The organism is Sorangium sp. So ce836 (assembly GCF_028553905.1).
Lineage (GTDB): Bacteria > Myxococcota_A > Polyangia > Polyangiales > Polyangiaceae > Sorangium > Sorangium cellulosum_D.
This window is the reverse complement of record NZ_CP102233.1, coordinates 13,310,521-13,335,602: the sequence shown is the minus strand read 5'-3', so window position 1 is coordinate 13,335,602 and position 25,082 is coordinate 13,310,521. Positions and strand designations below refer to the sequence as shown.

The window sequence follows — 25,082 nt, the reverse complement described above, 5'->3', positions numbered from 1 at the left end:
CGTGGTGAAGGGGTCTCCATGGAGAAGATCGTGAATGCCCTGATCACGGGGCTCGCCCAGGGGTCGATGATCGCCCTCGTCGCCCTCGGCTACACGATGGTTTACGGCATCCTCAAGCTCATCAACTTCGCTCATAGCGAGGTGTTCATGATGGGCGCCTTCGCCGGGCTGTTCGGGATCGCGGCGTTCGGAGGCCAGGACGCGCCGCTGTTCGCGGGCGTGGCCGGCACCCTCTGCGCGATGGCGTTCGCGGGCGTGCTCGGGGTCCTGGTCGAGCGGGTGGCGTACGCGCCGCTGCGATCCCGGGGGCGCGGCCTGGCCAACACCCGGATCACGCCGCTGGTCACGGCGCTCGGGATGAGCGTCCTCCTCCAGAACCTGGCGCAGCTCCTCTTCACCGCGCGCTACCGCGGCTATCCGCAGCTCTTGCCGATCGAGCACACGCGCAAGGTGATCTTCGTCACCTCGATCGTCGTGATGATCGGCCTGGAGCTGCTCGTGCGGCGCACCTGGACGGGCAAGGCGATGCGCGCGCTCAGCGTGAACGTCGAGGCCGCCCGGCTGATGGGCATCCGCACGAACCGCATCATCGCGCTGACCTTCGTCACGGGCTCGATGCTCGCGGCGGTGGGCGCGGTGCTCTACTGCCTGGATCAGTCGCAGGTGTATCCCACGATGGGCGTGGTGATCGGCAACCGGGCCTTCGTGGCGGCGGTCATCGGCGGCATCGGCAACATCACGGGCGCGATGCTCGGGGGCATGCTGATCGGGGTCATCGGCGAGATGACGAAGCTCACGCCCTACTCGGGCTTGCAGGACGTCCTCGTGTTCGCGGTGCTGATCGGGGTGCTCCTCGTGAAGCCGACGGGGCTGCTCGGCACGACGGGTACCGAGAAGGTGTAGCGCTGCGCTAGCGCGCCGGCGAGACGCCGCCGCCGCGCCGCCGTGGCGCGCCGGCCGACAACGCCGCGCGCCGCTGCGGTATGCTCGGCGCATGCGACGCCTCGCTCTCGTCGTGCCGCTCGCGCTGCTCGCGGCGTGCACCGCGGCGCCCCCGGCCAACTGGGCCCGCGGCGGCGCGCTGCTCGACATCCCGCGCGCGCGCTGGGTGCACGGAAACCTCGCGGTCGACGTCCTGCCCGACGGCAAGATCCTCGTGAACGGCGAGCACCAGCTCAACGTGGATCGCGGCGGGCGGGTGTTCGGCCTGGAGGCCGAGCCGCTGGCGTTGCTCGAGCCGGACGGCCGGGTCATCGGCCCGAACGACGACCCGCTGGGCCAGCTCGGCGTGCTGCACGCGTCGCTGCCGGGCGAGGCGAGCGCGTGGCTCACGGTCGCCCAGAGCGGCGCGGTGATCCGCTACGTCGAGGAGGGCGAGCGGGAGCCGTTCGGCGTCTGGCTGGGGTGCGGCGTGACGCCGCGCGCGCACCAGACCTGCACGCTGATCACGCACCTGCTCGGGCTGCGCATCCGCAAGCTGGAGCGGCAGACCACGACCGAGCCGGTGGGGCTGGGGTTCGGGAGCGGGCTCGGGTTCGGGGCGGGGACGCCGTTTCCCTGATCCCGCTCGGACATCGGCTCGCCGTGCGTCGCGCGGGGGCTCCGAGGGCCTATCGCGGGTCAGGGGATCAGGGGCGACGTCGGATCAACGAGCTCGCGATCTCACTTCAACAACCACCCAAACAGCATTCGTTTGGTGGTGTCGCGGGCGACCGTCGCGAGCGAGTCGACCAGCGGGATCTCCTTCGGGCACACCTCGACGCAGTTCTGCGATTTGCCGCAATCGGTGATCCCGCCCTCGCCCATCACCGACTCCAGGCGCTCGCCCGCGTGCATCGCCCCGGAAGGGTGCATGTTGTAGAGCCGCACCAGGTTGATCGCGAAGGCGCCGACGAACTTCGTCCCATCATTGTACTGCGGGCACGCCTCGACGCAGCAGCCGCACGTCATGCAGCGGGAGAGCGGATACCGCTCCTCCTGCCGCTCCGGCGACTCGCGCGGACCCGGGCCGAGCTCGTGCGTGCCGTCGATGTCGATCCACGCGCGGACCCGCTTCATGTCCTCGAACATCCGGCTCCGGTCCACGAGCAGGTCGCGCACCAGCGGGAACTTGGACATCGGCTCCAGCGTGATCACCTCGCCCTTCGGCGCGATCTGATCGACGAGCGCCGAGCAGGCCTGTCGGACCCGGCCGTTGATCACCATCGTGCACGAGCCGCACACCTCCTCCAGGCACACCGCCTCCCAGACGACCGGCGCCACCTCCTTGCCGTCCACGGTCCGCGGATCCCGCTGGATCTGCTGCAGCGCGCTGATGACGTTCATCTGCGGCAGGTACGGGACCTTGAACTCCTCCCAGCGCCGCGTCTCCGGACGATCCGCGGTGTCCTGCCGCCGCACGCGCAGGTGCACCAGCCGGCCCTCGCCCCGCGCCTCGGCCGGCGCCGCCGCCCCGTTCGCCTTGTCTCCGCTCGCCTTGGCCATCCTACACGCTCTTCTGCGACAGCTTCCCCGTCGCCTGCGCGCTCGCCGCGCCCGCCTGCTCGTACTTGCGCTCCCGCGGCGCCACCAGCGACGTGTCCACCGTGTCGGTCACGTGGATCGACTGGCCGGCGCACGCGTAGTCGAACGCGCGGATGAACCTCACGGCGCCCTTCTCCTCGTGGCGCGCCAGCGTCGTGCGCTGCCACTCGGCGTCGTTCCGCGCCGGGAACTCCGGCTTGTAGTGCGCCCCGCGCGACTCGTCGCGGTTCCTCGCCCCCTGCGCAATGACCCGCGCGAGCACCAGCATGTTCTCGAGGTGCCGCACGAACTGCGCCCCCTGGTTCACCCGCGGGGCCGTGTCCGTGCTCTTGATCCGCCCCGCCCGCTCCTCGAGCTCGCCGAGCTTCTCGAGCACCCGATCGAGCGTGGCGTTGTCGCGCTCGATCGTGCAGTCGCGCAGCATCGTCTCGCCGAGCTCCTGGTGCAGCCGGTACGCGTTCTCCGGCTGCTTCGCGTCCTGGTTCTGCGTCAGGATGCGCTGGTAGTCGGCCTCGGCGCGCTTCTCGGCCTTGTCGAAGATCGAGCGCGGCAGGTCCAGGGCGCTCCGCTTGATGCTCTTCTGATACGTCGCGACCGCAGGACCGCACACCATGCCGCCGTAGATGCACGAGAGCAGCGAGTTGGCGCCGAGCCGGTTGGCCCCGTGGTACTGGTAGTCCACCTCGCCCACCGCGTAGAGGCCCGGGATGCTCGTCGCGTGGTTGCGCGGCGACCCCGCCTTGAGCGAGCCCCGCGCGTCCGCCTCGTAGTCGACCCACAGGCCGCCCATCGAGTAATGGACCGCCGGGAAGACCTTCATCGGGTTCTTGTACGGGTCGGTGCCCGCGAACTTCTCGTAGATCTCGAGGATGCCCGCGAGCTTCGCCCGGAGGAACTTCTCGTCCTTGTGGGTCAGGTCGAGGTAGACCTCGTTCTCGTTCCGGCCCGTCGCGGCGCTCCAGATGCCGCGCCCCTCGTGGAAGCACGTCCGGAAGATCGCGCGCGACGCGATGTCCCGCGGGACGAGGTTGCCGTAGCCGGGGTACATCCGCTCGAGGAAGTAGTCGCGCTCCTTCTCGGGGATGTCCCGCGGGCTCCGCGTCTCGCCCTTGTCCTTCGGCACCCAGACGCGGCCGCCCTCGCCGCGCGCGCTCTCCGAGATGAGCCGCAGCTTGTCCGCGCCCGGGATCGCCGTCGGGTGCACCTGGATGAACTCGCCGTTCGCGTACACCGCGCCCTGCTGGTAGACCGCCGACGCGGCCGTCCCCGTGCAGATGACGCTCAGCGTGGAGCGGCCGAAGACGATGCCGCAGCCGCCGGTCGCGAGCACGACCGCGTCGCCGGTGAACGCGCGGATCTGCATCGTCTTCAGGTCCTGCGCGACGCAGCCGACGCACGTGCCGGAGTCGTCGAGGATCGCCTCGATGAAGTCCCAGAACTCGTGCTTCCGGACCATCTTCTCGCCCGGGATCGCCACGCCGTGCTCGTCGGTCACGTCGGCGAGCTCGAACCGCCGCACCTGCTCGTCGAGCGCGTAGAGCAGCTGCTGCCCCGTCGTCGCGCCCGCGAACGCCGTGCGGTGGTACAGCGTGCCGCCGAACCGGCGGAAGTCGAGCAGGCCCTCGGGCGTCCGGTTGAACGGCACGCCCATGCGATCGAGCATGTACACGATGCCGGGCGCGGCCTCGGCCATCCCCTTGATCGGCGGCTGGTTCGCGAGGAAATCGCCGCCGTAGGCGGTCTCCTCGAGGTGCACCTGGGGGCTGTCCCCCTCGCCCTTCGTGTTCACCGAGGCGTTGATGCCGCCCTGCGCGCACACCGAGTGCGAGCGCTTCACCGGCACGAGGGAGATCAGGTCGACCGGGACCTTCGCCTCGCACAGCTTGATCACCGTCATCAGGCCGGCGAGGCCGCCCCCGACGACGATCACGCGCCGAACCTTCCCCCCCTCGCTCCTCGTCGTGCTCTTCGCGGCCATGTTCGATCCCGATGCTCCCGCGCCGCTCCCACCCGGGCGCGGCCGATACGATGGTCAGTGCGAGGCCGGCGCGGCCAGCGCGGCGCGCCCGGGCCCGGCGGCGATCTCCGCGCACGTGCGCGCGCCCTCCGCGGCCGGGCTCGGCGTGCCGGGGAACGGCGCGCCGGTCGCGAAGTAGATCACGGTGTTGGCGCCGAGCACGAAGACCGCGAGGCCGACCGCGCCGAAGACCACCGCGGCCATCCGCTGCGCCCGGCGCGACACGGTGACCCCCCACGAGAAGCAGAAGCCCCAGAGGCCGTTGGCGAAGTGGAACACGCTCGCCGCGATGCCGAAGATGTAGACGAGCGCGATCACCGGGACGCCGCCCACGGTCGACGCCATGTCGGCGCACAGCCGCGGGTAGAACTCCTCGGGCGCCATCCGGCCCAGCCACTTCTGCGCCCAGTACTGCCAGAGGTGGAACGCGATGAACGCGAACGCGAGCACCCCCGTGACCCGCTGCATCGTGTACATCCAGTTGCGCGAGAACGTGTAGCTGCCGACGTTCGGCTTGCCCTCGAGCACCAGCTTGACCCCGTAGAGGGCGTGGAACGCGAGCGGCAGCACGACGAGCCCGATCTCGAGCACCGGCAGGTACGGCATGTGCGAGATCTCGGAGACCGCCGCGTCGAACCGCTCCTGCCCCTGGAGCGCCTTCGCGTTCGTCCAGAAGTGGAAGAGCAGGAAACCGCCCACGGGGAGGGCGCCGGTGAGAGAATGCAGCTTGCGCAGGAGAAAGGACCGGCGGCTCTTGTGGAAGAGCGATCTCGCGGGGGTTGCCTCGGACACGCTGACCTCGATGGAAGGCGGGCGCGGCGGGTGTATGGGATGCCCCGGGTGACGTCAAGGTGAACGCAGTCGACAATTCTGGCCGGTTTTCCGCTGCCTTCGGCGCGTCGACCGGCGGCGCGCCCGGGCGGCGCGCCGCGCGGCGACGGCGGCCGCTCCTCGCCGGTGTGCCGGCGATCGCTGGCGCGGCGCTGATCGCGCTCGGCGCGGCGATCGCCGGCGCCGGCTGCGGCGCGCAGGACGGCGCCGAGGCGGTGAGCCCGGCGCTCGGCGGGTCGCCCGAGGCCCAGGCCGAGCTGCGCCGCATCCTCTCGCGCTTCGCGAGCGGCGCGCGCGCCGAGCGCATCGCGCTCGAGCCGGAGCTGCTCGCCTTCCGCGGCCGCCACGCGGGCGACGGCCTCGCGCGCGTCGCGACCGCCCACCTCGCGTGGATCGCGCTGGAGCGAGGCGACCTCCGCCGCGCCGAGGCGCTCGCGGCCGAGGTCGAAGCCGAGGGGCCGGGCGCGACCGAGGACCTAGCGCGCGTGCTCCGCGGCGCGGCGCTCCGGCGCGACGGCAAGCCGAAGCCGGCCTTCGGGGTGCTGCGCCCGCTGGTGAGCAAGGTCATCGACGCGTACGTCCGCTCGCTCCTCAACGAGGAGGTCACGACCGCCGCGATGGAGGCGGGCGCGTGGACGCAGGCGATCGAGCTGATGGGCGTGTGGCTGCGCGAGGCGGACGACGACGACCGCGCCGCGATCCGGGCGCAGATCGGGGCGCTCCTGCGCAAGGTGCCGCTCGCCCACCTCGTCGCCGCGATGCGCGCCGGCGAGGCGGCCGGCGAGGTCGTGGACCCGCAGGTCGACCTGCGCTCGCTGGTCGCCGAGCGCCTCGCGATCGTCGCCCGCGAGCGGCGCGACGTGGCGCTCGCGAAGGAGCTGCTCGACCGGGCCGGCGCGCTGCTCGGCAACCAGGGCGACGCGATCTCGGAGCTCGCGGCCGGCGCGGGGACGGCGCGCGTCGAGCCGCCCACGGTGGGCCTCCTCTTGTCGACGCGCACGTCCGAGTCGCGCCGGCGGGGCGTCGAGATGGCGGCCGGCGTGGCGCACGGGCTCGGGCTGCTGAGGCCCGGGTCGGACGCGCGGCTCGTGAGCCGCGACGACGGCGGCCAGGGCAGCGTCGACGAGGCGCTGAGCAGCCTCACCGCCGAGGGCGCCGCGGTGCTGATCGCCGGCTCCGATCGCGAGCAGGCGACCGCGGTGGCGAAGTTCGCGCGGGCGAACGCGATCCCGGTGCTGCTCGTCCACCCGCCGGAGCCGGCGGCGCTCGACGGCGCGTTCGTGTTCGTCGTGGGCGAGGAGCCCGCGCGGGGCATCGAGGTGCTGGCCGCCGCGCTCGCGGAGCGGGGCGCGAGGCCGGTGGCGCTCGTGGGCGGCGCCGCCGGCGCGCCGGCCCCGGCGCTGGCCGAGCGCGGCGTCGCGCTCGCGCTCCCGTGCGACGCGGCCTTCGATCCGCGCGCCCTCCGGCCGCCGGCGGTCCGGGGGATCATCCTGGCCGGGGACGCGCCGTGCGCGGAGCAGGCGATCCGCGCCGCGCCGCGCGCGGTGACGCTCGCGCTCGGCTTCGAGACGGCCGTGCCGCCGCCGCCCGGATCGCTCGTCGCGACGGCGGGGCTCTTCCCGCTCGTCGCGGCGCCCGCGGGCGCGCAGCGTCCGCCGGGCGCTGGCGACGCGAGCGCGCCCGCGGGCGCGCCGGGCGCGAGCGCCGCGCTCGCGGTGTGGCTCGCCACCCACCCGTCGCCGCCGAGCTTCTGGGCGGCGCTCGGGCGCGACGCCGGCGTCCTCGACTGGGCCGGCGTGCAGCGGCTGCCGAAGACGGGCACCGAGGACCCGGCCGAGGTGAAGGCGCGGCGCCTCGCGGCGGCGAGCGCCCTGAGCAGCGCGACGGTGGAGCTCTGGACGACGTCGGCGACCGGCTTCGGCGGAAAGCGCGTGCTGCCGAGGGTGGTCGGCTACCGCGAGATCGAGAAGGCGCGATGAGCGGGGCGAGCCGCCGGACGAGCGCGCGGCCGCCGCGCGGGGCCGCGCGCCTGGCCGGCGCCTGGTCGCCGCGCGTGGCGGCCCGCCTCGCCGGCGCCTTGCCGCCGTGCGGGCCGCGTGCGTGGCGTGGAGAGCGTGCCGCCGCGTCGTCCCGGGGCTGCTCCGGCGCCGCGGGGGGCGTAGCATGCGCCGCATGATCCGCCGAGCCCTCTCCTGTGCCGCCGCCGCCGCGCTGACGGCGATCGCCCCGGCCGCGCTCGCCGATCGCGTGGCGGTGCTCCCCGCGCGCGGCGGCACCGACGAGGCCGCCCGGAGCGCCGCGCAGGCCGAGGTCGCGGCCGGGCTCGCCGCCCTCGGCCACACCGCGGTGCCGGACGGCGCGGTCGCGGCCGCGCTCAAGGGCGTGGCCGACGGCGTCGCCGACACCACGGACGAGTACCGCGCCGTGAGCGCGCAAACGGGCGCGGACTGGGTCCTGAGCGGCACCGTCGAGCCGGCGGTCACGACCGCCAGGGTCGAGCTCACCGCGTACCTCGCCTCGACCGGCCGGGTCGAGTCGGTCGCGCGGGAGGTCGACCGGGACCGGTCGGCCCAGCAGACGCAGGAGATGCTTGCGGTGCTCCTCCGCCCCGAGGGCGTCGGCGTCGGCGAGCTCCCCTGGGAGCGCCCCGCGGGCGCCGCGCCGCCGCCCGCGCCCTCGTCCGCCGGCGCCACGGTGCTGCCGCCGGTGCCTGCGCCGCCGCCGGCGCCGCCCGCGAACGAGGTGCAGATGGCGTACCCGCTCGGGCCCGAGCGGGTCTGGCCTGCGTACTCGGGCGGGCGCCGCTTCGCCGTGTCCGCGTCGCTCGGGGCCGCCGTCGCGGCGGCGCGCCTCCCGGGCGCGAGCGGCAGCGCGGCCTCGCTGGTCGGGGCGGCGCGCGCGGCCTACGCGGTCGGCGATCGCGGGCTCGAGCTGTTCGCCGGCGGCGGCGGCAACCTGGTCGGGCCGTTCGCCGGCTGGATCGAGGGCGGCGCGCGCCTGATGCTGACGCCCAGCCGGACGCCCGAGGGCGGCGCGTGGCGCGCGTTCCCGCTCCACGTCGGCCCCGCGCTCCACGCCGGCGCGTTCTTCCGGTCGGGCGCGGGCGCCGTGGGCCCGGGCGGCGCGACGTACCGCGGCGACCTCGAGGTGCACCCGCTGATCGGGGCGTCGCTCGACGTCGCGCTCGCGTTGAGCCCCTCGGTGCAGCTCGAGGCGCAGCTCGGCAACCTCCGGTGGGTTCCCACGGGGGACGGCTCCCTGCTCCTGCTCGGCGCGACGCTCGGCGCGGGGGCGCGGTTCTGACGCATGCGCGTCGAGCTGCCAAGCCGCCGCAGCACCATCCGCCTCGCGCGCGCGCTCGCCGACCGCCTCGCGGGCGGCGATCTGGTGGTCCTCGCCGGCGACCTCGGCGCCGGGAAGACGTTCTTCGCCCGCGCCCTGTGCCGGGCGCTCGGCGTGCCGCCGGAGCTGCCGATCACGAGCCCGACGTTCACGCTGGTCCACGAGCACGAGGGCCGCGTCCCGATCGCGCACGCCGACGCCTACCGCCTCGGCGGCGCCTCCCCTGCGGAGGGCGCGCCCGGCGGCGCGGCCGCGGAGCTCGCTCAGCTCGGGCTGCGCGAGCGCCGCGCGGAGGGGGCGCTCGTCATCGTGGAGTGGGGCGAGCCGTTCGTGGAGGCGCTCGGCGGCGACGCGCTCCTGATCCACCTCGCCGCCCCCGAGGACGCCGCGGCGCCCGGCCGCGCCGCCGAGATCCGGGCGACGGGCGCGCGGAGCGGCGAGGTGCTCGCGGCGCTGGAGAGAGAGCGGCCCCTGTAGGCTCGGTGCATCGTGCGCGACGTAGCCGCAGGCAAACGGCTCGGTGGAGGGAGTGCTGCGTGAGTCGAAGGCGCGACGCGCCTTCAACGAGGGCGATCCGCATGCGCCGCTTCACCCGAGTTGCCGGAGCTTCTTCTCCAGGTAGTAGACTGCAGCCTGGCAGTGGGGAGGCAACAGTCCGGTACCATCCGGCGTCGACCAATGCTTCAGTAGCTCCTTCACGCGCGCGACTTTCGGCGGTTTCCTTCGAAATTCCGAGCGGAGAGCACCGATCACAGCCTCCCGGTTCCGCTGAAGGCGGCGGATGTTGAGGTTCAGACGATCGATCTGCGCTTCGGCGCTGGCGCGCATCGTGGGCTCCAGGCCGTGCGCGGGCCGCATCTCGCCCTGGTTCGTGTACGAGAACATCGAGCTGACATCGGGCGGGAACGCCGCCGGATTCAGCCCGAGCCGCTGCTCCTCTTTTCTTGGGATATATCCCCGATAGGTGTCGCAGTGATAGCGGGCGCGGTGGTCTCCTCCGCCCTCTCCGGGATCTCCGTGGATGCCCAGTCCGCCCATGCAAACTCCGAGGAGGTTGCCCCAGTCGAAGACCCGTTCGGGGGAGAGGGCGCGGGCGTCGAAGTGCTCGATCTTCATGCCCTTATCGCTGGGCGGCTCCGACAGCCGGGACATGCAGTATGCGCAGAGCCCGCGCTGCTCCTTGAACGCGTACTCCCGCATCTGCTGCTTCTGCGTTCCATGCACCGAGCTCCAGTCGGCGCCGGGCGTACTCCGGAGGTCGGCCAGGCAGCTGGGTTCGCGGTCCTTCTCAATCCGGCGCATTCCCCGTCTCCGCCATGGAGAGCTCCCATCGCGCGGCGACGATCTGAGTGTCATCCTCGCCGAGGATGCTCGACAGCTCCGCCAGCAGCGCCTTCGCCTCCACGAGCTGGCCGTCGTCGATTTGCCGCGCGAGCTCATCGAGCTTCTCTTGGATTACTTTCAGGCGCGACGGGGCACCGAGGATATCCTCCAGGATGGTGTTGGTGTCCTTTCCCGCGATCCTCTCGACCCGGTGCGCCTGGTGATCCGGGTCGAGGAGGCGCACCGAGCCGCGCGGGGCTGCGGACATCACCTGAGGCGAGTGCGTCGTCACGACGAACTGGAGGCCCGGGAAGGCGTGAAGGAGATCGTCGAGCACGCGCCATTGCCACGCGGGGTGGAGGTGGAGATCCACCTCGTCGATGAGCACGACGCCCGTCGCCCGCGCCGGGGCCTCCGCGCCGAGAGACGGGTTGAGCTGCGTCGCGCGCCACGCGATGTCCGCCGCCACGGCGATGAGGTTCCGCTGGCCGTCGGAGAGGGCGCCGAAGGGGAGGGAGGATCCGTCCTTGAAATCGACGCGCAGCTCCTGGTAGTTGGCGCTGTAGTAGATCCGGCGGGCGCCCTCGAGGCAGGCGCAGGCCGCCGCGCTCACCCCCTCCAGCTCGGGGCTGCGCACCTCGGAGAGCGGACGCCCCTCCTCCGCGGCGCGCGCGAGCCGCTGGACGCGATCTTCCTCGCGCCAGGCCATCCAGGCCTCGAACCCCTTCTGGTCGGACGCGGCCTCGAGCGCCGCCCGGTAGCCTTGAAGCCTGGACTTCAGGCCCGCCTTCTCGGGCATCTTGTCCCGCTTGTGGCGCCAGAGCCGACCTGTGCCGTAGTAAGCGAGCACCGGGAGCGCGATGGGCTCGGTATCCGCCATGCCACCCTCGATGTCGCGCCGAATCTTTTGGACTTGGTTCGCTTCCAGCAGGACCGTTCGACCGTCCGATGTGATGCCGCTCGTCGTCGTGCGGCCGTCGGCGCTGCGGAGCTCCCTCGCCCACCCTGCCGACCCCATCAGCGTCTGTCCGTTCGCTTCGACGCGCACCGGGTAACATGTCGCCACGCTCGGGACGCCGTCGTGCATCGTGGTCACGAAGCGTGCCGCCGACCTCGGGATCGGGCGATCATCCCGGCTCGCGTTGAAGAAGCTCAGCCACGCGCCCAGCGCCACCGCCAGCCCTTCGAGCACGGTCGTCTTGCCCGTCCCGTTGCGGCCGACGAGCACCGTGAGCCGCGGCTCCAGCTGCAGCGCGAACCGCTCGAAGGCGCGGAAGTTGATCAGCCTGATCTCGTCGATTCGCATCGAGGCTCGACGGGTGATACGCGCTGGAAACGTGGGGAGCTAGCGGTTTCGCCAGCCTCGCCGTGTTCGCCCGCCGCCTCCTCGGGCAGGTTGAGCGCCGAGGTGACCGCGTCCTCGCTCGCCCTCGCCGCCGTGCCACGCCTCCATCGGGGCGTAGCCGGCACCGCAGGGTGCGTAGGCGCCGCCGCGGCGGCGCGGCTCGACCCCGTACGGCTCCCGGATCGACGCTGCCGGTCGCCGCTCCGCAGCCGGCTCTCCGGTGCCCGCACCTCCTGGGCGGACGCAGCCGCACGAGGAGGCGACCGGGCTGCCGGGCTGCGCCGCAGCTCGCACGCCCGACCCCGTGCGCGGCCGCGTTGCGTGATACAAGAGCGCACGGTGAAGGAAGGCGCTGAGACCAGCCGGAGCGAGCTGCTCACCAAGGCGCTGGAGCCGGTCCTCGCGTTCTTCGACAACATCGGCAACATCGTCACGCTGACGTTCCAGACGCTGGTCTGGCTCGTGCGCCCGCCGTTTCGCCCCGCGCAGTTCCTGGCGGCGATGGACTTCATGGGCGCGCAGTCGGTCTTCATCGTCGGCCTGACCGGCGTCTTCAGCGGCATGGTCGTGACGCTGCAGACGTCCTACGCGCTGCGTGCGTTCAGCGCCGAGGGCCGCGTCGGCGGCCTCGTCGCGGTCTCGCTGGCCCGCGAGCTCGCGCCGGTCTTCTCGGCGATCATGGTCACCGCCCGCGCCGGCAGCGCCATGGCCGCGGAGCTCGGCAACATGCGCGTCACCGAGCAGATCGACGCGATCGCGACGATGGGCGTGAGCCCCGTGCAGTACCTGCTCTCGCCCCGCCTCTTCGCCGCGACGGTGATGCTGCCGCTCCTCTGCATCCTCTACACGAGCGTCGGCATGTGCGGCTCGTACCTCGTCGCCGTGCTCTGGCTCGGCGGCGACGAGGGCGCGTTCTTCCAGAGCATCCGCGACTTCGCCTTGCCCAAGGACATCTCGATGGGGCTCATCAAGGCGTGCGTCTTCGGCTTCATCGTCTCGTCGATCTCGTGCCGCCACGGCTTCTTCGCCTCGGGCGGCGCGCGCGGCGTCGGCGTCGCGACCACGCGCGCCGTCGTCGAGAGCTGCGTCACCGTGCTGGTCACGAACTACATCCTGACGCAGCTGCTGCTCGACATGTGAGCCGCGCGGTCCGCCCCTCCCTCATCGCGCGCTCCGCGCGCTCGGGGAGGGGTATCCCGTCTGGCACGTGCTCGCTCGGATGCGAGGCTCCGAGAAGAAGCGTGCGCGCTGCGTCAGGACATCAGGCCGAGCGCGAAGAGCGCGTCGGCCCAGAGCGGCCAGAGCGTGCGGTACGGGTGGGTGGCCAGGAGCACGCCACCGCCCGGGAGGCGGCGCACGTGGAACGGGGCGTGGTCGACAAGAAAATAGACATGCTCGCCCGTCAATTCCACCCAGGTGAGGGGCCCGCCGCCGCGGGTGAACGACTCGCCGCGCGCCCTGGCCTGCACCGTCAGGTTGTGGATCTCCTCGGCGCGCGGCGCCGCGGCGCGCCACGCCTCGTCAGGCACATCGGCGGCCGCCACGAGCGCCTCGATCAGGGCGGAGCCCGGCATGGCCAGCGCCTTGAGGACGGTCTCGCGGAAGAGCGGGATCGAGCGCCCGCTCTTGTCCGTCGGAACCACGCGCGCCCCGGTCGGCGCGGCGTCGATACGCGCGTGCAGCGCCTCCAGCGACATGCCCGCGATCAGCGAGACCTTTTCCTTGTCGTCGAGGCTGACCCACGACAGGGCCAGATCGCGCGCGATGTCGCGGGCGTCCGCGTGGTACGTCGCGCACATCGAGACCGGCGCGAGCCAGGTCCACGCGCTCGTGCAGCCGCCGGTCGAGACGCGCCTGCTCGCGTCGGGCGCGCAGAGGCGGAGCAGCAGGTCCTCGAGGTCGTCCAGAACGATGTGCCACGTGAGCTCGGCTTCCGCCTCCACGGAGCGCGGGCCGTTGCCCAGGGCGAGGTACAAATCCAGCGGGAGAATGTCCGCCGCGCTGGCAGGAACCATGTGGATGGGGCCCCGTGGCTTGAGACGTTCGCTCTTGCCCGTGAAGCAGCGATAGTGGCCATAGAACGTGCGTCGGTCGTCGAGCTCCATGGCGAAGTAGGTCTCGGCGTCGGTGCGTCCGAAGTGGGCGCGGATCATCGCGACCGCCTCGTCCACGAAGTTCACCGAGCGATCCACGTCGGAGCCCATCCTCACGCTGATATAACTCCCTCGTGCAACGAGAGCCGGCAACGCCGCCGCGAACGCGTCGACCCGCTCTGCCTCGTCACACCAGGCGAAGAAGTACGGCCCTGGTTTCATCCTTGGTTCACCCTCATGAGGTTGCTGGGTCAGGGCATCAGGCCGAGCGAGAAGAGCGCGTCGACCCAGAGCGGCCAGAGCGAGCGGAATGGGTGGGTCGCCAGGATCACGCCGCCGCCCGCGAGGCGGCGCACGTGAAAAGGCGCGTGCTTTCGGAGGAAGCGGACGTGGGCGCGTGTCCGTGTGCACCGCCCACCTGGGCGGGCCTTCGCCCGTCTCCGCGATCTGGCTCGTCAGCGCCAGGATCTCTCGCGCGCGCGGCTCTGCGGCGCGCCACGCCTCGTCGGGCGCCGCCGCGGCCTCGAGCGCCTCCAGCAGGGCGGAGGGCGGCGTTGCCAGCGCCTTGAGGACGGTCTCGCGGGAGAGCGCGTGCGCGCGGTCGCTGCCGCCCTTGAGCGGGACGCGCGCTCCGGCCGGCGCGGTTTCCACCCGCGCGCGGAGCGCTTCCAGCGACAGGCCCGCGTTGCGCGATACCATCTCCTTGTCGTGGCGCTGTAGCCACGAGAGGGCGAGATCGCGCGCGATGTCCCGGGCATCCGCGTTGTACGTCGCGCACATGCGGACGGGCGCGATCCAGTCCCCTGCGTTCGCGCATGCGCCGGTCCGGATGCGCCCGCTCGCGTCCGGCGCGCAGAGGCGTAGGAGGAGGTCCTCGAGGTCATCCCGGAGCAGGTGCCATGCGACCGCGGCCTCGGCCTCGATCGAGCGCGGGCCCCTGCCCCAGGCGAGCTCGAGGTAGGAGCAGAGAAACCTACGCTGGTCGCACGTGGCCATGTCGATGGGGCCGGCCGAAATGTCACGGGCGGCCTCTTCGGTGTAGCAGTCACTGCTGCAACCGAAGAGGCGCTTGGTGCCGCTCAGCATGACGTCGAAGAGTGCTCCACCGGAAGGACCTTCGGCGAACTCGGCGCGGATCATCGCGACCGCCTCGTCCATGGACGTCGTGTCGGTGAGGTTACCGTCATTCATTACGGTCATCTGAGTTCCTGGGTGCACGAGCGCCGACAACGTTGCGAGATACACGTCAAGTATCTGTGCGCCATCACACCAGGCGAAGAACCACGGTCCTGAGTCGCTCATAGCTGGATCACCCGGATGGGTCTGTTGAACCCGTTCAGGGGCTCCCTCTTGCCCTTCTTCACATTGAAGAGGTATCCGTCCTTGATGCTGTAGGTATTTTCCGGGCTGAACTTGCCACCCCGCGCCATGATGAGCTCGACCTGCTCGACATCTCCGACGACCCCTTTCTGTCGCAGCCCCTCCATCCCGCTTGACAACTGCTTGATCACTTCCTTGACCTTGATTTCATTTCCCCCCCTTCACCTCGCTCACGATCAGCTTCTGCCCCCGGGACACCGTCACGAAGTCTGGAGCCTTCACGCTCGCTGGCATCTTGAGCATCTCGCGCACGCCCTCGTCCCCGACGCCGAGGAGCGCCCGCCCTTCGCGGGTCATGTGGCTGATCGCCGCCTTCTCGAAGGTGTTGAACCCGGCTTCCGTGACGTGCCCTTTCAGCGTCTTGAACCCGCGGAGCCTCCATACCTCGAACCCCTTGACAACGACCTTATCGACCTCCGCGATCTCCCCGGCGATCCGGATCCCACGCGGCGGTAGCGCGCCGGCGGCGGCGACGCCGTGCCAGATGTGCCCGACCGCCCCGAGCCCGAAGCCCAGCCCCGAGAAGATCCGCTCCTCGTCGCTGAGCTCTCGCCCGGCCGGCAGGCACCACTCCTTGCCCGTCACCGCCTCGCACAGGTCGAGCGTCGGCCCGACCACGGGCACGAACCCCACCCCGATGCGCGTCGTCGCGTGCACCAGCGTCTGCATCACCTCCGCGTACGCCTCGACGCCTTCGCCGACCGTCGACATCGCGCCCGCGAACGCGCTGATCGTCTGGTAGAGCTGCGTTTGCTCCAGGTCGAGCCCGTCCCCCGTCCACAGGTTGAGGTTGTCCTTCATCTGATCCGCGAGCGCATCGAACCGCGGCTTGAGCACCGTGTCCACCTGCGCCCGCAAATCCGCCGGCACGGGTGAGTCCTCGAACCAGTCCGACGCATCCATGAACTGCCGCACGAACCCCGTGATCCGGTTCTGCGCGTTCAGGAACGCGTTCGTCTCCGCCAGCGACACCCCCATCCGGTCGCGCAGCGCGATCTCCAGCGCCGCGCTGTTCGCCCGCCACGCCCGCACGTTCGCCACGAAGTCCGCCCGGAGGACCACCACCCGGCCGCTCACGTCGGCCTCCAGCGCCGCGATCACCGCGTCGGCGTACGCCGCGTACGGGTCCCTCCCCTCCTCGAACGCTCCCTCCACCTCCGCGATGTCCGGCACCTCGACCCACGGCACCTCGCTCCCCCCGAGCGCGTACGCTCCCGGGTCGTCCGGGCTCCACCCCTCGGCGCGCGCGTCCTGCGTCGCCAGGTCCGCCACCTCGTCGGCCTGCGCGCCGAACTCGTCCATCAGCCGCGCGAGCTCGTCCTCAAGGTCGCTGACGCTCTTCTTCAGGTCGTCGACGAGCTGCTCCATCGCCGCCCGCGTCTCCGCGTCGATCACGTCCTTGTACCGGTCGAGGATCGCGTCGAGGTCGGTCCGCGCGATCTCGTCCAGCGGCCGGCTCACCAGGTCCTTCAGCTCGGTGTCGAGCTGCTGGATCAGGTCCATCCTCTCCGCCAGCGAATCCACCCGCCATGCGTTCCTCACGAGCTCCTTGCGCGCCTTGGCGAGCTCGGCCAGCAGGACCTCGATGTCGCGCGCGAGCGCCGGGTTGATCTCCGACAGGCTCAGGTCGACGCTCCTGTCGCCCTCGAAGCCGGTCCCATCGCGGCGGATGTCGAAGAGCGGCTTGTTCAGCCCGAGCGGCTCCGAGACGAGGTGCACCACGTCGTGCACGTGGGTACACCAGTTGCCGCCGTTCGTGGTGTGGACCCCGAAGTGGAAGTCGTTCCTGCCCATGCGGAGCAGCACCGAGTCGAACTCCGCCTCGAGCGTGTTGCTCGCGGACCCGTCGCCGTGAATCTCCACCGCGCCCGGGATCCCGTAGGTGGGCAGCGGCGTCTGGTTCACCTCGAAGATGGCGCTGCCCTCCCTCTCCAGTTCGGGGCTCGCGCACGAGTCGACGTCCTGTTGGCTGCTCCAGAAGATGGTGTACGGCGTGCCGGCCCGCGCGAACGACGGCGCCAGCATCGCCAGCACCGTCACCATCGCGACGAGCTTCTGGAGCGCCGCACCATGCCGCCCGCGCAGCGTGAAATCCTTCGACTGGCTCATGTCCCCTCCGCGCCGCGCACGGCGGTGTCATACGCGATCGCGGCGCCCTTCACGTCGCCCGCGTCGAGCCTCGCCTGCGCCGCGTCGAGCGCCGCCGCGGCCATCCCCTTCTCCCGCAGCGCCGCGAGGCCCGCCGCGATCTTCCGCGGCAGCCCCGTCCTGAGCTCGGCCTCCGCGGCGTCGAACCGCTCCCGAAGCACGGCGCACCCCGCGTCGCGCCACGACGACCCCGCCGCCTCGCAGAGCGGCCGCAGCTGCACGAGCGCCAAGAGCTCCCCGCACCGCTCGGCCAAGAGCGGCAGCCCCAGCTTCTCGCTCACCGGCGGCGCAGCCGACAGCGCCTCCACCCGCGCGCGCGCCCCCTCGCCGAACACCTCCGAGGCTCGGCGGGCCCGCGAGCGCGCGATCGCCTCGCGCGCCCCTTCGTCCATCTGCATCACGCGCAGCGCCTGCCGGCGCAGCGCGATCCCGCCGAGCAGCGCCGTCGCTGTCGCGTCGCTGCGGGCCACGCGCCGCTCGACATAGCCCAGCATCGCGTTCAGCGACCGCAGCGCCCCCGACGTCATGTCCGGCAGCACCGCGCCGTGCGTCGCCAGGAACTCCCGGTGCGGCGCCATCGCCTCGTCGAAGGAGGCCGCGAAGACCTGGAGCTCCGCCGACAGCGTCATGATCTCCGCGCCGAGCTCACCGGGCGCCCGGCTCGCCTCGCGCGCCGCCGCGAGCACCGCCTCCTCCGCGCCGTCGAGGCCGTCGATGTCCAATCGCGACGCCTGCGCCGAGAGCGCCGCGTACGCCGCCGTCTCCGCCGCCTCGGTCGCGTGGTATTCCGCGAACCGCGCCGCCGCGCCCGCGTACCGAGATTGCAGCGGCGCGGCGTCGCTCCGGGCCTGCTCGAAGACCGCCTGCACGACCGCCATCGCCTGCTTGTCGGCCGCGAGTACGGCGGCGAGTGGCTCCTTCTCGGCGCTCGCCTTATCGATCATCGCCTTCTTGAAGTTGCCGGCGGCGTCGACCGGTGCCTGCGCCAATAGCGCTCTCTGGCGCGCCGTCGCCTCGTCGAGCAGCGACGCGAGCTTGCCCGCGAGCGTCGCCCGCAGCGACTCGGCGTTCCTCGCATCGTCCCGCACGTACTCGATCGCCTCATCGATGTGGCCGAACCAGACGTCGAGCGAGTAGCTGCTCGCGACGATCTCCTCCAGCGTCTTGTTGTTCGGCCACGTGGCCCACATCTCGATGGGCAGCGCGCCGTCCTTCTCGGCCTGGCTCCACGCAGTGCCCGGGCCCAGGTTCTCGCCGACGCAATGCTCCTCGCCGCCCTCCGAGACCGCGCAGAAGCTCCCGAAGGTGTGGTCCTCCCGCTCCCACAAGCACCCGACCCCCACCGCGCCGAGCGCCAGGGCGGCCACGGCCGCCACGAGGATCGCCTCCTGTCGCGTCGTTCTCCTTCTCATGCCTCATGCTCATTGCCTCCACCCCGCGATTTTTCTCGCCCGCGCACGCTCGCCCGCGGTTTTCCGGCTTCAAGCGCCCTGACCGGAGCGATAGGACATTGCTCAGCCGAGGAGCGCGCCGGAGCGCGCTCCGAGCTCCGTCCCGTCCGTCTTCAGCGCACAGCCGTCGCCCTTGAAGGGCCCCGCCGGGAGAGCAAGAATCCGGCGGCCGGAGCTCAAGAATCCTTGCGCCCCGCGGCCTCGACGAGGCCGAGCCCACGCGCCTCAAGGGCCCTGTCGACGTGGCGCTCGGCCCGACATCGCCTCTGCCCGAGCAAACCGAGCTCCCCGATGCCGCGCGCCGGCGCGAGGCGCTCGTCAAGCTCCGCGCCTGGTTCGACGAGGGGTCGACCACGGCCCGCGCCATGATCAAGAAGCGCAGCTACCTCATCCGCCTCGGCCTCGCGAGCCGCAAAGCGCCCCAGCGCAGGCCCGCGACCACGCCGGCCAAGCCCGCCGCCACCCCGCCCAAGCCGGCAGCTTCGGGCGAAGAGACCGGCGACACCGATTTCGAGCAATTTTCCACACAACTGGGACCGCCGGCGCCGGCACGAAGGCTTCGCACGCGCGCCCGAGACCTTCCCGCGCGCTCCGGAAGCTTCGCGCGCGCTCCCGAGACCTTCCCGCGCGCTCCGGAGCACGAAGTTTCGCGTACTTAGCGGCGTCCGCCGCGTCCCCGGCGCCGTCCGCCGCGCGCCGGGAGACGAATTTCCCGGGAAATTCGACCCTCCGCCCCGCGCGCGAAGCTTCCGGACCGCGCGCGAAGCTTCCGGTCCGCGCGCGAAGCTTTCGTGCCTGTGCCGCGCACCTTCGCGAACGTGACGGAACCGCTCCGGCGCGTGTCCGACGCCTCTGCGCGCACGCCTGGGCTCTCCTCGCAGGGCGATCGGCCCTCGGAGCCCCTGGTCCGTTGCGCGGCGCGGGGAGGGCTGATGTTTGCGGTCGAGCGGGCGCCCCCGTTGGCGTCCACCGTAGGCCCCCGGCGAGGGTGTTCTCGGCGCGGGGCAGGGGGGTGGGGATGGGCCGATGTTTGAGCCCGAGATGTGGGCCATCCGGCTCGCCGGATGGCTCACATCTCGGGCGAGTCCGGCGGGGCCCCACCCCCCCTGCCCCGCGCCGAGAACACCCTCGCCGGGGGCCGGGCCTACCGCAGCGTGCTCGGCGGATCAGGCTCCCGCAGCGCGATCAGCGCCGGCGACAGCTGCACCGGGTACCGCGCCGGCGCCCGCAGGTGCGCCACCGCGTGCGGCAGCAGCTGCCGCGCCGCGACCGAGCGCTCGCGCCCCGCGCTCGGCGGCTCGGGCGCCTCCAGCGCGTGCCCGCCGCGCATCACCGCGCGCGCGAGCGGCGCGAGCCGCGCGGCCCCGAGCGAGCGCGGCGCCAGCATCCGCTCGTGCGCCAGGTGGATCACGTCGCAGGCCGCGCGCCCCGCCTCGTCGTAGTAGCGCGCCACCATCTTGCGCCCCGCGATCACGTCGCCGCGATCGCTCGTCCCCTGCCGCAGCGCCCACGCGCCCGCCTCCTCGAGCGCCACGAGCTCGTACCGCACCGCGGGCGGCGCGCCCTCGGGCTCCGCGAGCCCCGTCGCGATCCACCCGCCGGCCGTCGTCCCCACGCGCCGCGCCTCGAGGAGCAGCGCCTCCTCCTCGCGGCCCCCGAGGTCGACCATCCGATCGGCGTACCAGGGCCAGCTGCCTTCGAGCGGCGACGGCGGCGGCGCGAGCTCGCCGAGCTCGATCCCCGCCTCGCCGCGGAACGGGATCCCGAGCGCCGTGGCCGCGAGCGCGCTCGTCGTCGCCGCCGCCCCGCCCACGTGCGCCGCGCGGGCGAGCGCCAGCGCCTCCTCGGCGAACGGCACCCGCGCCGACGACCCGTCGACGATCGCGCCGCCGTCCGCCGCGATGTGGAGCCGCGCCGCCCGCGTCGCCGCGGCCGTGCCCCGGCGGAGCGCCGGCACGAGCAGCGCGCCCGCGAGGAGCGCCTCGATGAACGGCCCCTCCACCGTGACGACCGGCGCGCCCGGGAAGGCGATCGTCCCGTCGGGCATCGCGTCGATGTCGACCGAGATCGGCGCGCCGGCGAGCCGCTCCACGAGCGCGTCGCTCAGGCCGCAGGCCGCGCGCGCCGCGAAGACCGCCCCCGCGTCGAGGCGCGCGTCGTCCACCGCGAGCGCGTCGAGCGCCGCCTCGACGCCCGCGACCACGAGGAAGCCCGTGTGGGGCGGCATCGCCGTGAAGGCGAGCTCGAAGCTCGCGCGCCGGTCGGCGACCCCCGCGTGGAGCAGGCGATCGGCGTCGAGCAGCGCGCGTCCGTCGGTGAGCAGCGGGCTCGCTCGCAGCATGGCCGCCGGCATCGGCGTCGCTCAGAGCCGCGCGGCCAGCGTCCGGGTGCCGGCGACCGTCGAGGCCTCGTCGAAGAGGAACGGCAGCATCACGGTCGGCAGGTCGAGCTCGCGGCGCAGGCGGGCCAGGCTCTCGTGCTGCACCGACTCGCGCATCGCCCGCCGCGCGCCGGCCACGACGGCGCTCTCGGCGGTGTGCGCCGCGCGCGCCGGCGCCTCGATGTCGAGCCGCCCCGGATCGCCGAGGAGCGCCCGCCCCTCCTCGGGCGAGAACAGCGGCGGCAGCACGCCGTTGATGATCAGCCGGTGGACCGGCAGGCCGAGCTCGCCCCGCACCTCCGCCACGAGCTCGACGGTCTCGGTGGCCGGCATCTCCTCCGGGAGCGTCACCACGACGACCCCGCTCCGCGCGGGGTCCCTGAACATCGCCCACGCCGCCTCGGCGTCCCGGCGCAGGATGCCCGGCGGCGCCACGTCGAGGATCACCTTGGGCACGCGCAGCATGTCCACGCCGTGCCCGGTCGCGGGCGCGTCGAGCAGGACCACGTCGAAGCGGTGGGAGCCGTCCGGGAGCAGCTCGGTCGTGTGGAACCAGGCCTTGCCGAGCATCGCCCACTCGAACAGCCCCGGCACCGCGCGGAAGAAGGTGCGCGTGTACTTGTTGTCGAACACGAGATCGGCGGCGGCGCGCACCTTGAGGACCATCTCGCCGTACTCCCTGAGGGCCTTGTCCGGCGAGATGTTCACGGCCCACACGCGCTCGGCCACGTGGGTGACCTCCTGGCCGATCGGCTTCGTGCCGAGGATGGCCGAGAGCCGCTCCTTCGTGTTGCACATCGCAACGAGGACGCGCTTGCCGCGGGCGGCGAAGGCGAGGGCGAGCGCGCCGGAGATCGTCGTCTTCCCGACGCCTCCCTTGCCGGTCACGAACAGGAAGCGCCGGCCCTCGAGCTCCGGCAGATCCTGGCCGAGCCCGCCCGCTTCTGAGGCTAGATGGGCGCTGGTCATTTCCGCGGCAGCGGAGTTAGGCGCAAGCTCAGGCGAAGGCAACCCGGATCAAGGAAGCGGCCTCTGCTATGCATCGCGTATGCGCATCACCGAGCGACACCTCGAACCGCTGAACCGACGCTTCCAGGGCGCGTCGCCCGTCGAGCTCCTGAGCTTCGTCCGCGAGACCTTCGGCCCCCGCGCGGCCATCATGAGCAGCATGCAGCGGGCCGGGACCGCGCTGTGCCACGTGGCCGATCGGGCCGGGCTCTCCTTCGACGTCCTCTTCGTCGACACCGGCGTGCTCCACGCCGAGACGCTCGCCACGCGCGACGAGCTCGCGCGCACCCACCCGAATCTGCGCGTCGTCACGCTCTCGCCCGAGCGCACCTTCGCGCAGCAGACGCGCGACGAGGGGCTGCTCTACCTCTCGAAGGAGGGCCAGGAGCGGTGCTGCGACCTCCGCAAGTCGGCCCCGCTCCACGCCATCCGGGGCCGCTACGACGCGCTCGTCGCCGCGCTCCGCCGGGGCGAGGGCGGCGCCCGCGCCAAGGTCGCGCCGTTCGGCCTCGACCCCGCGAACAACGTCCTCCGCGTCCACCCGTTCGCGTCGCTGAGCGGCGAGGAGCTCGACGCGTACTTCGCGGCGCACCCGGACGCGATCGAGAACCCGCTGCACGCGATGGGCTTCCGCACCATCGGCTGCTTCCCGTGCACGACGCCCGTCTTGCCCGACGAGCCCGAGCGCGCCGGCCGCTGGCGCCACCTGGCGAGCGTCGAGTACTGCGGCATCAACCCGGTCGACCGGGGCGAGGCCGACGGCGGCGTCGACCTCGACGACCGGTACGAGCGCCTCTTCGCCGCGTGACGATCCGCCTGCACCTCTTCGCCGCGTGACGATCCGCCTGCGAAACCCGGTTCGCGGCAGCTCGATCTTGACTCAAACGGCATGCAGGGAGATTTGCCCCGCATGCCGGCGAGCTACTTCGACGTAGACGGCACCCTGGTCACGACCAACCTCGTGCACCCGACGGTGTTCTACATGCTGAACCAGCCGACGCCGATGCACAGCCTGGCGAAGCTCGGCCGCGCCCTGGTGAAGGCGCCGTGGATGGCGATGGCGGAGCTCCAGGATCGGCGCCGCTTCAACGAGCTGCTCTTCACGTCGTTCGAGGGCGTCTCGGAGGATCGCCTGGTGGCGCTCGCCGAGGAGGCGTTCGCGAAGGTGCTCAAGCCGGCCATCTACGCCAAGGCGCGCGACCTCGTGAAGTGCAGCCTCGACAAGGGGCACGACGTCGTCCTGATCTCCGGCGCGCTGGATTTCCTGATGCAGCTGCTCGCCGACCACCTCGGCGCGACCGGCATCATCGCGAACCGCCTCGAGGTGAAGGATGGCTTCGCGACGGGCAAGCTCCTGCGCCCCGTGGTGGCCGGCCCCGAGAAGGCGCGGCTCATCCGCGAGCACGCCCACGCGCACGGGCACAACCTCGACGAGTGCTTCGCCTACTCGGACAGCTACTCGGACGTCCCGATGCTCTCGGTCGTCGGCTACCCCGCGGCGGTGAACCCGGACCGCAAGCTCAAGCTGCTCGCGCAGGCCTACCACTGGCCGATCCTCGAACTCGCCGCATGATCTCGGCCCCTCCCGGACGGCGGCGGGAGACCCCCTTGCAGCCCAACACGCCGCACCACCTGCTCTGAAAGCCCCATGAGCCATCCTTGCGTCGTCACGCTAGACAGCCGCAGCGCCCCCCGGGTGCTCTTCTCAGGCGACCAGCTGGTCGAGGTCGACCTGCCCACCGGAACCCGGGTGCTCTACGCGAAGCCGCCCCTCGAGCCGCTGAAGGACGTCGACGCCGCGATCCGCTACGCGATCAACCACCCGTACAACTCGGAGCCGCTCTACGCGAAGCTCCGCCCGGGGATGAAGGTCACGATCGCGGTGGACGACATCTCGCTGCCGCTGCCCCCGATGAAGCGGCCCGACATCCGCGAGCGGGTGCTCACCATCGTGCTCGACCTGCTCTCGGACTACGGCGTCGACGACGTCGAGATCATCATCGCCACGAGCGTGCACCGGCGGATGAAGGACTGGGAGGTCCGCCACATCGTCGGCGACCGGATCTTCAACGCCTACTGGCCGAAGAAGCTCTACAACCACGACGCCGAGAACCTCGCCAACATGAAGTACATCGGCACGACCGACGTCGGCGAGGAGGTCGAGCTCAACAAGCGCGCGGTCGACAGCGACCTCGTGATCTACGTGAACCTGAACCTCGTGCCGATGGACGGCGGGCACAAGTCGGTCACGGTCGGCCTGTGCGGGTACCGGAGCCTGCGCGCGCACCACACCCCGCGGGTGATGCGCGACTGCTACTCGTACATGGACCCGAAGAGCTCCGCGCTGCACACGAGCGTCGAGCGCATGGGCCGGCTGGTCAACAAGAAGCTCAACGTCTTCACGATCGAGACGACGATCAACAACCGCATGTTCGATCGCCCGCTCGAGTTCCTCGCCCGGAACGAGGATGACCTGAGCGCGGGCGAGAAGAGCGCGCTGCGCGCCCTCCGCTTCACGCTGTCGAAGGTGCCGCAGCCCGCGCGCCAGGCGATCTTCCAGCGCGTCCCCTCGCCGTTCGGCGTGACCGGCGTGTTCGCCGGCGAGACCGAGGCGGTCCACGAGCACACGCTGAAGCGCAGCTTCGACCAGTACCTCGTCCCGGTCACGGGCCAGGCCGACATCCTGATCACGGGCATCCCGTACATCAGCCCGTACAACGTGAACTCGTTCCTGAACCCGCTGCTCGTGCAGGTGATGGCGAACGGCTACCTGTTCAACCTCTACCGGGGCGCGCCGATGCTCAAGAAGGGGGGGACGATGATCATCCTCCACCCCTGCACCGACCTGTTCGACAACGAGCACCACGCCCCGTACATCGAGTTCGTGCACCGGCTGCTGCCGGAGACGCGCGACGCGATGGAGCTGCACAAGCGGTACGAGAAGAAGTTCTCGGAGAACCCGGCCTACATCGAGATGTACCGCTTCGGGCACGCGTACCACCCGACCCACCCCTTCTTCATGTGGTACTGGGGCGAGGCGGGCCGGCAGCACATCGGCCGGATGATCGTGGTCGGCGCCGACAACGAGTACATCCCGCAGCTGCTCGGCTGGGAGACGGCGCGCACGATGGACGAGGCGCTCCGGATGGCGAAGCAGTCGGCCCCGCCCACGCCGGAGATCATGGCCCTGCACACGCCGCCGATCTTCATGGCCGACATGACGGCGTAGCGGGCGCGCGGC

19 protein-coding genes and 1 pseudogene are annotated in these 25,082 nt (G+C 72.0%); 10 read left to right on the top strand and 10 right to left on the bottom strand.

Features of this window, described 5'->3' with window-relative positions:
• Positions 1-18 precede the first annotated feature (18 nt).
• Together NQZ70_RS48775 and NQZ70_RS48770 are read left to right on the top strand one after the other, a co-directional pair.
• Positions 19-903: a branched-chain amino acid ABC transporter permease gene (locus tag NQZ70_RS48775; RefSeq protein WP_129580337.1), complete on the top strand. Its 885-nt coding sequence runs from the start codon at positions 19-21 to the stop codon at positions 901-903.
• A 91-nt stretch (positions 904-994) separates the two neighbouring features.
• Positions 995-1,561 (top strand): hypothetical protein, encoded by a 567-nt coding sequence (locus tag NQZ70_RS48770; protein ID WP_129580336.1) that lies wholly within the window; start codon positions 995-997, stop codon positions 1,559-1,561.
• Between the two features lie 101 nt (positions 1,562-1,662).
• On the opposite strand, the gene sdhB is transcribed toward NQZ70_RS48770, so the two are convergent.
• Genes sdhB through NQZ70_RS48755 form a run of 3 tightly spaced genes read right to left on the bottom strand, consistent with a single transcriptional unit; the run spans position 1,663 to position 5,332 of the window.
• Positions 1,663-2,484, bottom strand: a complete 822-nt coding sequence (gene sdhB, locus NQZ70_RS48765; RefSeq protein WP_129580335.1) for a succinate dehydrogenase iron-sulfur subunit — start codon at positions 2,482-2,484, stop codon at positions 1,663-1,665.
• A gap of 1 nt (position 2,485) precedes the next feature.
• Positions 2,486-4,501, bottom strand: a complete 2,016-nt coding sequence (gene sdhA, locus NQZ70_RS48760; RefSeq protein WP_129580334.1) for a succinate dehydrogenase flavoprotein subunit — start codon at positions 4,499-4,501, stop codon at positions 2,486-2,488.
• A 54-nt stretch (positions 4,502-4,555) separates the two neighbouring features.
• Positions 4,556-5,332 carry a succinate dehydrogenase gene (locus NQZ70_RS48755; protein ID WP_129580333.1) on the bottom strand — a complete coding sequence of 259 codons (777 nt, stop codon included), beginning with the start codon at positions 5,330-5,332 and terminating at the stop codon, positions 4,556-4,558.
• A 167-nt stretch (positions 5,333-5,499) separates the two neighbouring features.
• Here NQZ70_RS48755 and NQZ70_RS48750 point away from each other — a divergent pair, with 167 nt between their 5' ends.
• The 3 genes from NQZ70_RS48750 (at position 5,500) to tsaE (ending at position 9,190) form a co-directional block, all read left to right on the top strand.
• Positions 5,500-7,350 carry a hypothetical protein gene (locus NQZ70_RS48750; RefSeq protein ID WP_272827191.1) on the top strand — a complete coding sequence of 617 codons (1,851 nt, stop codon included), beginning with the start codon at positions 5,500-5,502 and terminating at the stop codon, positions 7,348-7,350.
• Between the two features lie 193 nt (positions 7,351-7,543).
• Positions 7,544-8,674: a hypothetical protein gene (locus NQZ70_RS48745; protein ID WP_129580331.1), complete on the top strand. Its 1,131-nt coding sequence runs from the start codon at positions 7,544-7,546 to the stop codon at positions 8,672-8,674.
• 3 nt (positions 8,675-8,677) lie between these two features.
• On the top strand, positions 8,678-9,190 hold the full coding sequence (gene tsaE, locus NQZ70_RS48740) for a tRNA (adenosine(37)-N6)-threonylcarbamoyltransferase complex ATPase subunit type 1 TsaE (RefSeq protein ID WP_129580330.1): 513 nt from the start codon (positions 8,678-8,680) through the stop codon (positions 9,188-9,190).
• 111 nt (positions 9,191-9,301) lie between these two features.
• On the opposite strand, the gene NQZ70_RS48735 is transcribed toward tsaE, so the two are convergent.
• Both NQZ70_RS48735 and NQZ70_RS48730 read right to left on the bottom strand, forming a co-directional pair.
• Positions 9,302-10,015: a retron system putative HNH endonuclease gene (locus NQZ70_RS48735; protein WP_165374545.1), complete on the bottom strand. Its 714-nt coding sequence runs from the start codon at positions 10,013-10,015 to the stop codon at positions 9,302-9,304.
• Positions 10,002-11,342, bottom strand: a complete 1,341-nt coding sequence (locus tag NQZ70_RS48730; RefSeq protein ID WP_129580328.1) for an AAA family ATPase — start codon at positions 11,340-11,342, stop codon at positions 10,002-10,004. The genes NQZ70_RS48735 and NQZ70_RS48730 overlap by 14 nt, the downstream gene beginning before the upstream one ends.
• 378 nt (positions 11,343-11,720) lie before the next feature.
• Between NQZ70_RS48730 and NQZ70_RS48725 the strand changes: the two genes are divergently transcribed.
• The gene (locus tag NQZ70_RS48725) at positions 11,721-12,521 is read left to right on the top strand and encodes an ABC transporter permease (protein WP_129580327.1); all 801 of its coding nucleotides are present in this window, start codon (positions 11,721-11,723) and stop codon (positions 12,519-12,521) included.
• 113 nt (positions 12,522-12,634) lie between these two features.
• Here the strand turns inward: NQZ70_RS48725 and NQZ70_RS53205 are convergent, their stop codons facing one another.
• From NQZ70_RS53205 to NQZ70_RS48700, 3 genes and pseudogenes are all read right to left on the bottom strand, one after another.
• A complete protein-coding gene (locus tag NQZ70_RS53205; protein WP_324293039.1) occupies positions 12,635-14,674 on the bottom strand; it encodes a hypothetical protein in 2,040 nt (679 codons plus the stop codon).
• 98 nt (positions 14,675-14,772) lie between these two features.
• Positions 14,773-16,963: pseudogene (locus NQZ70_RS48705) on the bottom strand (hypothetical protein).
• Positions 16,960-18,414 (bottom strand): hypothetical protein, encoded by a 1,455-nt coding sequence (locus NQZ70_RS48700; protein WP_237244733.1) that lies wholly within the window; start codon positions 18,412-18,414, stop codon positions 16,960-16,962. Before NQZ70_RS48700 ends, NQZ70_RS48705 begins: the two are co-directional and overlap by 4 nt.
• Before the next feature lie 281 nt (positions 18,415-18,695).
• Here NQZ70_RS48700 and NQZ70_RS48695 point away from each other — a divergent pair, with 281 nt between their 5' ends.
• Positions 18,696-19,112: a hypothetical protein gene (locus tag NQZ70_RS48695; protein WP_237244732.1), complete on the top strand. Its 417-nt coding sequence runs from the start codon at positions 18,696-18,698 to the stop codon at positions 19,110-19,112.
• 485 nt (positions 19,113-19,597) lie between these two features.
• Here NQZ70_RS48695 and NQZ70_RS48690 read toward each other — a convergent pair whose 3' ends face one another.
• Together NQZ70_RS48690 and NQZ70_RS48685 are read right to left on the bottom strand one after the other, a co-directional pair.
• On the bottom strand, positions 19,598-20,794 hold the full coding sequence (locus NQZ70_RS48690) for a hypothetical protein (RefSeq protein ID WP_237244731.1): 1,197 nt from the start codon (positions 20,792-20,794) through the stop codon (positions 19,598-19,600).
• Positions 20,795-20,815: 21 nt separating this feature from the next.
• Positions 20,816-21,802: an ArsA family ATPase gene (locus NQZ70_RS48685; protein WP_129580324.1), complete on the bottom strand. Its 987-nt coding sequence runs from the start codon at positions 21,800-21,802 to the stop codon at positions 20,816-20,818.
• A 79-nt stretch (positions 21,803-21,881) separates the two neighbouring features.
• Here NQZ70_RS48685 and NQZ70_RS48680 point away from each other — a divergent pair, with 79 nt between their 5' ends.
• The 3 genes from NQZ70_RS48680 to NQZ70_RS48670 all read left to right on the top strand — a co-directional run bounded on the left by NQZ70_RS48680 (position 21,882) and on the right by NQZ70_RS48670 (position 25,070).
• The gene (locus tag NQZ70_RS48680) at positions 21,882-22,649 is read left to right on the top strand and encodes a phosphoadenylyl-sulfate reductase (protein WP_129580323.1); all 768 of its coding nucleotides are present in this window, start codon (positions 21,882-21,884) and stop codon (positions 22,647-22,649) included.
• A 102-nt stretch (positions 22,650-22,751) separates the two neighbouring features.
• Complete coding sequence (locus NQZ70_RS48675) at positions 22,752-23,414, top strand: HAD family phosphatase (RefSeq protein WP_129580322.1); 663 nt, start codon at positions 22,752-22,754, stop codon at positions 23,412-23,414.
• A gap of 75 nt (positions 23,415-23,489) precedes the next feature.
• Positions 23,490-25,070, top strand: coding sequence for a lactate racemase domain-containing protein (locus NQZ70_RS48670; RefSeq protein WP_129580321.1), 1,581 nt, complete (start codon positions 23,490-23,492; stop codon positions 25,068-25,070).
• The last annotated feature ends 12 nt before the right edge of the window (positions 25,071-25,082 follow it).

What these genes read in the sequence shown, in the direction of transcription:
- sdhB (WP_129580335.1), bottom strand. Translation starts at nt 2,484, where the DNA reads ATGGCCAAGGCGAGCGGAGACAAGGCGAACGGGGCGGCGGCGCCGGCC.
- tsaE (WP_129580330.1), top strand. Translation starts at nt 8,678, where the DNA reads ATGCGCGTCGAGCTGCCAAGCCGCCGCAGCACCATCCGCCTCGCGCGC.
- NQZ70_RS48730 (WP_129580328.1), bottom strand. Translation starts at nt 11,342, where the DNA reads ATGCGAATCGACGAGATCAGGCTGATCAACTTCCGCGCCTTCGAGCGG.
- NQZ70_RS48700 (WP_237244733.1), bottom strand. Translation starts at nt 18,414, where the DNA reads ATGAGAAGGAGAACGACGCGACAGGAGGCGATCCTCGTGGCGGCCGTG.
- NQZ70_RS48735 (WP_165374545.1), bottom strand. Translation starts at nt 10,015, where the DNA reads ATGCGCCGGATTGAGAAGGACCGCGAACCCAGCTGCCTGGCCGACCTC.
- NQZ70_RS48680 (WP_129580323.1), top strand. Translation starts at nt 21,882, where the DNA reads ATGCGCATCACCGAGCGACACCTCGAACCGCTGAACCGACGCTTCCAG.
- NQZ70_RS48745 (WP_129580331.1), top strand. Translation starts at nt 7,544, where the DNA reads ATGATCCGCCGAGCCCTCTCCTGTGCCGCCGCCGCCGCGCTGACGGCG.
- NQZ70_RS48775 (WP_129580337.1), top strand. Translation starts at nt 19, where the DNA reads ATGGAGAAGATCGTGAATGCCCTGATCACGGGGCTCGCCCAGGGGTCG.
- NQZ70_RS48670 (WP_129580321.1), top strand. Translation starts at nt 23,490, where the DNA reads ATGAGCCATCCTTGCGTCGTCACGCTAGACAGCCGCAGCGCCCCCCGG.
- NQZ70_RS48690 (WP_237244731.1), bottom strand. Translation starts at nt 20,794, where the DNA reads ATGCTGCGAGCGAGCCCGCTGCTCACCGACGGACGCGCGCTGCTCGAC.
- NQZ70_RS48770 (WP_129580336.1), top strand. Translation starts at nt 995, where the DNA reads ATGCGACGCCTCGCTCTCGTCGTGCCGCTCGCGCTGCTCGCGGCGTGC.
- sdhA (WP_129580334.1), bottom strand. Translation starts at nt 4,501, where the DNA reads ATGGCCGCGAAGAGCACGACGAGGAGCGAGGGGGGGAAGGTTCGGCGC.
- NQZ70_RS48685 (WP_129580324.1), bottom strand. Translation starts at nt 21,802, where the DNA reads ATGACCAGCGCCCATCTAGCCTCAGAAGCGGGCGGGCTCGGCCAGGAT.
- NQZ70_RS48675 (WP_129580322.1), top strand. Translation starts at nt 22,752, where the DNA reads ATGCCGGCGAGCTACTTCGACGTAGACGGCACCCTGGTCACGACCAAC.
- NQZ70_RS53205 (WP_324293039.1), bottom strand. Translation starts at nt 14,674, where the DNA reads ATGACCGTAATGAATGACGGTAACCTCACCGACACGACGTCCATGGAC.